Source organism: Rudaea sp. (assembly GCF_036560865.1).
Classification (GTDB): Bacteria; Pseudomonadota; Gammaproteobacteria; order Xanthomonadales; family Rhodanobacteraceae; genus Rudaea.
The window spans coordinates 1-8,579 of the sequence record NZ_DATBQK010000004.1; the positions used below are offsets into that span (position 1 = coordinate 1).

8 protein-coding genes are annotated in these 8,579 nt (G+C 64.1%); 4 read left to right on the forward strand and 4 right to left on the reverse strand.

Annotated elements, in window-relative coordinates; all coding sequences use genetic code 11:
• The coding region (locus VIE67_RS00570) for an ELM1/GtrOC1 family putative glycosyltransferase (protein ID WP_332022280.1) at positions 1-251 on the reverse strand (251 nt) is incomplete at its 3' end.
• A 155-nt stretch (positions 252-406) separates the two neighbouring features.
• Here VIE67_RS00570 and VIE67_RS00575 point away from each other — a divergent pair.
• A complete protein-coding gene (locus VIE67_RS00575) occupies positions 407-973 on the forward strand; it encodes a YceI family protein (RefSeq protein WP_332022281.1) in 567 nt (188 codons plus the stop codon).
• Between the two features lie 147 nt (positions 974-1,120).
• On the opposite strand, the gene VIE67_RS00580 is transcribed toward VIE67_RS00575, so the two are convergent.
• On the reverse strand, positions 1,121-2,386 hold the full coding sequence (locus tag VIE67_RS00580; RefSeq protein WP_332022282.1) for a Yip1 family protein: 1,266 nt from the start codon (positions 2,384-2,386) through the stop codon (positions 1,121-1,123).
• 217 nt (positions 2,387-2,603) lie between these two features.
• On the opposite strand from VIE67_RS00580, the gene VIE67_RS00585 reads away from it, so the two are divergent.
• From VIE67_RS00585 to VIE67_RS00595, 3 genes are read left to right on the forward strand one after another with little or no spacing between them, the layout of a single operon-like run.
• Complete coding sequence (locus VIE67_RS00585) at positions 2,604-2,825, forward strand: zinc-finger domain-containing protein (protein WP_332022283.1); 222 nt, start codon at positions 2,604-2,606, stop codon at positions 2,823-2,825.
• A 23-nt stretch (positions 2,826-2,848) separates the two neighbouring features.
• Positions 2,849-3,967: a glycosyltransferase gene (locus VIE67_RS00590; RefSeq protein WP_332022284.1), complete on the forward strand. Its 1,119-nt coding sequence runs from the start codon at positions 2,849-2,851 to the stop codon at positions 3,965-3,967.
• 5 nt (positions 3,968-3,972) lie between these two features.
• Positions 3,973-5,250: an O-antigen ligase family protein gene (locus VIE67_RS00595; protein ID WP_332022285.1), complete on the forward strand. Its 1,278-nt coding sequence runs from the start codon at positions 3,973-3,975 to the stop codon at positions 5,248-5,250.
• Here the strand turns inward: VIE67_RS00595 and VIE67_RS00600 are convergent.
• Both VIE67_RS00600 and VIE67_RS00605 read right to left on the reverse strand, forming a co-directional pair.
• Positions 5,247-6,665 carry a DUF3999 domain-containing protein gene (locus VIE67_RS00600; RefSeq protein WP_332022286.1) on the reverse strand — a complete coding sequence of 473 codons (1,419 nt, stop codon included), beginning with the start codon at positions 6,663-6,665 and terminating at the stop codon, positions 5,247-5,249. The two genes, VIE67_RS00595 and VIE67_RS00600, sit on opposite strands and share 4 nt — an antisense overlap.
• A partial coding sequence (locus VIE67_RS00605) for a DUF2339 domain-containing protein (protein ID WP_332022287.1) occupies positions 6,662-8,579 on the reverse strand: 1,918 nt, incomplete at its 5' end. The genes VIE67_RS00605 and VIE67_RS00600, both read right to left, overlap by 4 nt.

An 8,579-nucleotide genomic window follows, 5' to 3' on the forward strand; every position in this document is an offset into this window, starting at 1 on the left:
CCGATCGCGAGTGCCGGCCAAGGCTGAGTCAGCGTACGCCGTTGCCGGCCGGACAGCGCCAGTTGCGCGCCTGCGGCGAGACTTGGCGCAAACCAGCGCCATGGCGGGCGCAAGCGGATTCGATGCACCGCCGGCGTCAGACCCATCGCACCGGCGAGCGCCAGCGCCTGGCGTTCGTTGCCCATTGCGCCGTCGGTGATCACACAAACTCCGCTGGCGCGCGGCGAATCGAGTTGGCTGATGGGTTTCACGCGGCGATTGTACGGTTCATATGCCGCACTGTCCCATTGGCGCACGCAATCGTCGCTGGCGGCCTCGTTATAATTACTCCCGTTGCAGGAGTCTGGGTTGCAAACGCAGATTCCGGCTTTCGCTTCCTCCCCGAAATTCGTCCAGGAGTCATTCAATGAAACGTTTCGCGATTGCTTTGCTGTTGCTGGCCAGTCTGCCCGCGTTCGCCGCCGAGAAATACGATATTGATGCGAACCATACGGCGGTCACCTTCCACTGGAACCATTTCGGTTTCTCGAACCCTGCCGGGCGCCTGGAAAAAATCAGCGGCGACCTGATGCTCGACACAGCCGACCTCACCAAATCCTCAGTGTCGATAACGCTGCCGCTCGACGGCCTGCACACCGGTGTGGAAAAGCTCGATGCGCATCTGAAGACGGATGAGTTTTTCGACGCGGCGAAGTACCCGAACATCACGTTCACCAGCACCAAGGTCGAAAAAGCCGGTACCGATGCGCTCAAGATCATCGGTGATCTGACCATTCATGGTGTGACCAAGTCGGTCGTGCTGAATACGAAGATCAACAAGATCGGCGATAATCCGATGATGAAGATGGCCAGCGCCGGCTTCGACGCCGATATCGTGGTCAAACGTTCGGACTTCGGCGTGACCAAGTATGTTCCGATGGTCAGCGACGAAATCCCCGTGCACATCACGCTGGATTCGCATCTCGTGAAATAACTTGCCTCCCCTCTCCATCGGGAGAGGGTGGCCCGCAAGGGCCGGGTGAGGGAAGAGCGCGACGGCGCGCCGATGCGTCCGCGACTTGCGCGAGGCTTTTCCCTCATCCGCCTTCGGCACCTTCTCCCAGCGGGAGAAGGATGGAGCCTAGCCGTTCTTGACGCCCTGCGTCTTGAGCGCTTCGAGTCCGGCCAGATTGAGTCCGCCGAGTGCCGCCTTGAGCGCATCGACATTGGCCACACCCGAGCCTTTCACGGCGACCACGAAACGGTCGCCGAGCACGACGGTATATTCGCCGCTGCCCGAATTGTTCCATTCCTCATGCACGAGACGGCCGTCCTGGTGATAGGTCTTGTCGTAACCTTGATCGCTCTGCTTGTCTTCCTCGACATTGGCAAACCCGGCCAGTGCCATCAGACCCTTGGCGCCGCCCATGTCGGTGACGCTGAGGTCATACGAAGGGCTGCCTGAGGCGTTGCGATAGGTCGCCTTGGCGACCGACACCTGCACGCCGATCGGCGACTGCTTTTCCACCGAGAAGCTCGTGCGCGGCAATCCGGCGAGCGTGTCCGGCAGGAACGGTTTCAAAGCATCCGGTGCCAGCGCCTCGACCTGGGAACCACCGCCGAGCACGGCGCCGAGCATCTGCCCGGCGGCCGCGGCCTGCGCGTTGCTGTCGCCGGATTTCTGCGCGGCATCCATCTTCTTGCTCGCCTCTTCGGCGCGCTGACCCATCGCGGCCAGCGCACCGAGCGTGCCGCTCTTGTCGGGCGTGTAGGTGCTGCTCGACTGAAAGCCGCCACTCATCGCACCGGACATTGCGCCGCTGATGCCGGTGACGCTCGCCAGCACGAATCCGAAAATCAGCGCCATCACGAAGCAGAGGATGATCGTGACCGCCGCATAACCGCCCGCGCGGTCCTGCGGACACTTCTTGGTGAACGGCAGGCCGATGTAAAGCAGATAAATGCCGTAGATCGCGGCGGCCAGCAAGGCCAGCGAACCCAGTGCGCCGATCAGGCCGAAAATGCTCACGACCCAGCCCGCCGTCTTGGCGTAGGCAATCGACTTGAGCGATTGCACCTGATTCTTTTCTCCGCCAAAGGTCGGCGCCAGCGCATCGATAATCAGCATCGTCAGATAAATCACGCCGAGTTCGACGATATAGGTCACGATCATCTGCGTGACCCCGGCGCCGACGCCCAGACGGATCGTGCCGCCGACAAAAGGTATGCTGACGCCGATGACGCTCAGTTTCAGAAAGCCGACGATCGCCGGAATCGCGGCGAGGATCATGATGTAATTCTTGTACAGGCCGACGACGGTTTCCGGTTCGGCTGCGATCGCCGGCCATTCGGTTTTCGGTGTGAGCAGAATGTTCTTGACGCGAGCGATGAGCTTGTTGAAATCCACGACGCTACTCCCGATTGCAGATGGATAGCGCATCATACCTACTTCGGGTGCGCCTGAAACGCGGCCTTGCACAACACACGACTGCGGCTGGGTTCGCAGTTTGACCGGACCCGCAGCGCTCGTCGCCGCCATGCCCTTGCGCACCTGCGGTATCCGATTTTGCTAGAATTTCGCATACGGTCGCGTTCCGCGACTTTCAGCGAATCAGGATTGCGCCATGGCCGCCGCCGTTTCACCGCCCCGTTCCGCCACGGCCGACAAGCTCATTCCGGCGAATGCCGAACATCGCTACGAGGTCACCGCCGCCGATCTGCCGCTGTCCTGCCCGATGCCCGGCATGGCCTTGTGGAATTCGCATCCGAAAGTGTATTTGGCCATCGAAGCCAGCGGCAGCGCCAGGTGCCCGTATTGCAGCGCGCTGTTCGTGCTCAAAGCCTGATCGAAGAACCCGGCGCCGAGCGCATGGCGAAGCGCGCCCTGACGGTCGTACAACTGTTGCCCGCGCTGAATGCAGGCGGTGTGGAGCGTTCGACCCTGGAAATCGGCGCGGCGCTCGTCGCTGCGGGACATCGCTCGATTGCGATTTGCGCCTCTGGCCGTATGGTCGAAAAATTCGTCGCCGCGGGCAGCGAACATATCGCGCTCGATATCGGGCGCAAGGCGCCGGCGACGCTGCGCTACATCTGGACGCTTGGACGTCTATTTACCCAACTGAAACCCGATATCGTGCACGCGCGTTCGCGCCTGCCCGCATGGATCGGCTGGCGGGCGCTGCGCGGTCTCGCTGCGCCACGTCCGCATTTCGTCACCACCGTGCATGGCCTCAATTCGCCGGGCCGCTACAGTGCGATCCTGACTCGCGGCGAGCGCGTGATCTGCGTGTCCAATACCTTGCGCGACTATGTGCTGCAGCATTATCCGCAGCTCGATCCGACGCGCCTCACCGTTATTCCGCGCGGGATCGATCCGGCCGAATTCCCGCGTGGATATCAACCCAGCGCGGATTGGCGTGCACGCTTCCGCGCGGAGTTCCCGCAGCTTGCGGGTGGGGCGCTGTTGACCCTGCCCGGGCGTGGCACGCGGCTCAAGGGTCATCACGATGCGATCCAATTGCTTGCCGCCCTGCGTGCGCGCGGAGTCGATACACGCCTGCTGCTGCTCGGTGCGCGCGATGCCGGACGCGAGGCGTATATCGCCGAGATCGAGGAGTTTGCCGCGCAGCTCGGCGTGGCCGCCCACCTCGCCATCACGCCGCCGCGTGACGATGTGCGCGATGTGTACGCGGTTTCCGATCTGATCCTGCAGTTGTCCAACCAGCCCGAATCCTTCGGCCGCACCGTGGTCGAGGCCCTGGCGTTGGGCAAGCCCGTGCTCGGCTACGCGCACGGCGGTGTCGGCGAATTGCTCGGCGAGTTGTATCCTGCCGGCGCCGTCGCACCGCGTGATCTGCTGACCCTGAGCGAACGCGCTGTCGAATTGCTGCGCGCTGCGCCGCCGGTCGCCATGCTGGAAAAATACCGGCTCGCCGACATGCAGACGGCGACGCTGAAGCTGTACGAAACAATCGCCGGGCGAGATTAGAACCCGTGAATCGCAATCAATCATTCGCGAATTTCCTGCGTGACAGCTGGCCGGCACTGCTCGTGCTTGGCGTGCTCGTCCTGCTGCCCGTGCACCGCAGCTTCGAGATCCCGTTCGATATCGCCGCGCTTGCGGGTTTGCTGCTGGCCTGGCGCCAGCGGCACGAGCTTTCGGCGCTGCATGGCCTGCGTCTGGCTGGCCTGCTGTTCGTCTGCTACTGGTTGCCTGCGCTGATTTCCGCGCCGGACTCGATGGCGCAAGCGCCTTCCTGGCGCAGCGTGGGTGCATTTTTGCGCTTTTTACCTTTTGCCGCATTCGCCTGTCTGACTCTGCACGACGCGCGCATCTGGCCGCGCATCGTGCAGGCCATCGCCGCGATCGTCGTGCTCTGGCTGCTCGACGCCTGGGTGCAGGCGCTTACCGGATACAGCATCGCCGGGGCTCCGGAAAAAGAACGCCTGTCCGGCATTTTCGGCGCGACCAATCTCAAGCTCGGCGCAGTACTAGCAGTACTTTCGCCGTTCGTTCTGGTCGCCGCGCGCGATGCGTTCGGCCGCGGCGGCTTGATCGTCGCGTTTGCATTCCTCCTGGTGCCGATACTGCTTGCAGGTTCACGCGCGGCCTGGTTGATGTACGCGCTGGTCGTGCTGATTTTCGCCTGGCGCGAAACGCGCGCGCCGTTGCGCTTTCTCGGATGGAGCGCGGTTGCGGCCGCGCTGGTCGCGTTCGCCGCGCTGGTCGCGCTGCGCGATTCCGCGGCATTCAACGCGCGCGTCGAGCGCACCCTGCTGGCGCTGCAGGGTTCCGAACAGTCGGTCGACGAAGCGAGCGCCGGGCGCGTGCGCATCTGGGGTACGGCGCTGCGCATGATCGAGGCGCATCCGGTCAACGGTGTCGGCGTGCGCGCGTTCCGCTATGCGTACCCGCAGTACGCCGAAGCGAACGACAGCTTCAGCCATTTCCATGGCGATGAAGGCGCTTTTCACGCGCACAATCTGCTGCTCGAAGTGCTCAGCGAAACCGGCGTGATCGGCCTGCTGTTCTGGATTGCCGGCGCCACAATCGCGCTTCGCGCATGGCGGCGCGCTTCGCCCGACACGCGAGCACGCGCGTTCGCGCCGGGTCTCGCACTGGCCGCGATGGCGTTTCCGCTGAATACCTATTTTGCGTTTTACTCCGCGGAGTGGGGGCTTTTGTTCTGGTGGTTGCTCGCCTTGTATTGCGCGGCGCTGCAAGCCAGCGATACAACGCTATCCGAATCCCGGGACATTGATCGAGTCTAGGCTTTCGGCTTGCGCAGCAGACTCAAGGCCAGACCACCGATAAGTGCGGCCGCGCCGATAAGTACGCCCCAGAGCAGCCAGGTTTTCCAGTCGTGCGGTTTCGCCACCACCACAGGTTTGAACGCGTCGGCGCCCGACAGCGTGTCGCGCGCGCCGAGTTGGGCGAGCGGCGGCTGCCAGTCCTGGCCGAGTTTGCCGCGCAGCTGGGCCAGCGCGATGTCGACCGGATATTCCGCGCGCCGCACATTCGCGCTGCCGGCGATCAGGCGATACGGCCCCTGACCCTGCGCGAGAAACACGAAGCGATCCGGCCGCCAGGCGAGATTCAAGGTCGGTGCGCGGTCTAGCGGCGGCGATGCCTCGACGCGCCACTCGCTGTTGCGCGGCGCAGCGTTGATCGCAACTTCGTCGTTGCCGATCAAGCTCTCGCCCAGACTTTGCGGCGCGGTGTTCAGGCGGAATGCGGTGAAATCCCCGCGTGGTATCCATGCGGTGGTTGCGGGCGCACGGCTGGCGATGCGCACGCGCGCGATCGAATTGTCGCTCGCCAGTTCAAGCCGCAGCGCTTCGACCGGCAACGCGGCGGGCAGGACGTAGCGATAAATCGCCATGGCCGGCGGCGGATTTTCATTCGCTTCGTTGGCAGTCGGATTTGCGGCAAGCCATTGACGCGCAGCGCGGACCGGACTCGATGGTGCGAGCGAGCGCGCACTCACGCGCAATCCGCGCAAGGCAGCGCCATGATCGAGTCGATGCAAACGCAGGTAAGCCACGCGCACGCCGCCGAGGGCGATCTCGTGCCGGCTCAGGCGATTGCCAGCCTGGTTGAGGGCGAGCACGCTCGCGTTCGCGACAAGATTGCGCCACGTCTGCAGATCGTCGCTGCCGACGAGCGCGAACTGTGCGTTGACCGCATCCGCAACCTCATCCCAATCCAGGCGCAGGCTATCGATCGGTGCATCGAGCTTGCTCGCATCGATGATGAAATCGTCGGCTGCGCCGGAGATGGTTGCGTTGCCGGCGCCAAGTCCTGCGTCGAGACTGCGCAGGCGACCATCCGCGCCGCGCTCGATGCGCAGGCTGAGCGAGCCGTCGTCGGTCTTGGCATCGACGTGCGCCGGCAATGCGAACAGCGGCAGCTCGGCGTAGGCCAAGGGGGCGGCACCGGTGGATTCGGCGGCGCGCTGGGCCATCGGTACGGGATTGCCGTCGCCGTCGACGACTTCGAGATCGCGCAATTGCGCATCGCTGATCGCGGCGTAGATTTCGGCCGTCGGTTCGATCTGCCACGCGGCGCTGTCGCCAGCCAGCGTCAACGGCCACGCATAGGCGTAGCTGCGCATATAGCCGGCCTGCGCCGGCATTCCGCTCAAAAGTATAAAAATGGCGATTGTCGCAATACGCATCGTTTTCATGAAACTTCTCCGGCGGGCGCGGACTTCGGCGGTACCGGCGCGAAATAGCCGACCGCCACCAGTAGCACGCCAACCACGAGGACGCCGATGATCGCAGGCAGGTCGTGCAGGTAGCGGCGATCGATCAGCAGCAGCTTGACCAGTACTACACCCATCAGCGCGGCGCCGCCGAACCACACCGCGCGCGAGCCGCGGCGTTCGCCGATCAGCATCGTGGCAATGCCGGCAAACGTCCACGCGATGGAAAGTGCGGCCTGTGCCAGCGGCGAATCGAAAAGCGCATCGTCCCAGGCCACGCCACCGAGAAAATGCACGCTGCGCAGCGTGATCGCGGTAAGCAATGCAAGGGCTGCCAGCGCCAGCGCGCGTGCGCGCAACTCCACGCTCATGAGTGCCGTGCCTTCGCTTTCGGCCTGGCGGAACCAGAGCGCCAGCAGCACCAGGAACCCGATCTGCGCGAGTTCGAGCGGGTTGGCGACAGGCAGATACGGCAGTGGTACCGGCCGACCTTCGTCGAACAAGCCGAGCAGCCAGCCTAGGCCGAGCAGGACGGTGAGACTGGCGAGCAGGGCGTTGCGCAGCGGTTCCGCAGCCTCGCCGAGCGGCCAGTGCACAAGCGCACTGCGGCGCAGCGCGAGCAGGAACAGCAGGGCCGCAGGCACAAGCGCGACGAGGCCGACCCAGACCGCGCCGAGCGCGAAATGTGCATCGGCGAGATGCGCGAGTTCCGCGCCGAGCACAAGTACAACAATCCACAAGTACACAAGATGCAGGGTCTGCCCCGCCTGTGCATGGCGGGCGACGAGCGCCGGCAAAATACGCCATGCGGCGACCAGCCACAGTGCCCACGCGGCGATATGCCAGCCTTCGAGCGGGCCGTGGCCGTCGAGCATGGTCAGCGCGATGAACGGCAGGCCGATCGGAATCGCGGCCGCGGCCGGAATCAGACATTCACGCCAGTCGAGGCGTCGATATGCCTCGACTGCGATCAACGCACTCGCCGCGATGAAGCCGAGCCAGTAGTCGAAGCGCAGCGCGCTGGTCACGAACTTGTCGATCTCGTTGCCGCCGGCGAAATACCACCACAGCGCGCCCCAGGCAAAGAACGCGGATGCGAGCGGCGCGCGCATATCGGCGCGCGTGAGCAGGCGCGAGGTGGTCAGGCCGGCAAGGGCCAGGATCGCCGCACCGAAAAATTCGCCGTTGAATAGTGCCTGATTGAGCATGGGCCGTGCGTCGGCGCTGGCGCCGTAGCCGACAAAGAAAGCAAGTCCGGTGAGCACCTCCAAGGCGTAGCCGATCCAGCGCGGTACGCGACGCTGCTGACGCAAGCCGAGCCAGACCAAGCCCGCCCCTTCGAGCGCGAACGTGCACGCGGTCGCACGCGCGGACAGCGCGAGCGGTACGGCCAGCGTGGCGAAACCCAGTGCCAGCAAGGCATGCGATTCGCCGAGCAGATTGAGTTTCAGGCGGCGCAATTCCAGTGCAGCCAGCACGGTATAAATCGCGGCGGCACCGAGCGCGCTATAGGCGAGCTGCATGCGGTCGCCGTGCAGCAGCGCCGCCTGCAGCGCGAACGCGACCAACGGCGTACCGAATACCAGGCTGCCGTCGATCAGATCGCGCTTGTCCGGGGCGAGCCGGCGCGCATACAGCAAAGGCAACAAAAGATAAAAAGCAAAAAATAGCAGAAGGAACGGCTCAGTGCTGGCGAACAGCTTGGGCCGGTAGCTGAGTACACCCCAGAGCGTGCCGATACCGAAGGTGAACGCAAAGCCGACCAGGTTCAGCGCGCGCCAGGGCTTGACCCAGGCGATGACGAAAATCGCCGCATTGAGCACGGCGTAGTAGCTGAACAGCGCGACGTGATTGTTGCTGCCGGTGGCAATCAGAATCGGCGCGAGAAAGCCGCCG

What these genes read in the sequence shown, in the direction of transcription:
- VIE67_RS00575 (WP_332022281.1), top strand. Translation starts at nt 407, where the DNA reads ATGAAACGTTTCGCGATTGCTTTGCTGTTGCTGGCCAGTCTGCCCGCG.
- VIE67_RS00585 (WP_332022283.1), top strand. Translation starts at nt 2,604, where the DNA reads ATGGCCGCCGCCGTTTCACCGCCCCGTTCCGCCACGGCCGACAAGCTC.
- VIE67_RS00590 (WP_332022284.1), top strand. Translation starts at nt 2,849, where the DNA reads ATGGCGAAGCGCGCCCTGACGGTCGTACAACTGTTGCCCGCGCTGAAT.
- VIE67_RS00600 (WP_332022286.1), bottom strand. Translation starts at nt 6,665, where the DNA reads ATGAAAACGATGCGTATTGCGACAATCGCCATTTTTATACTTTTGAGC.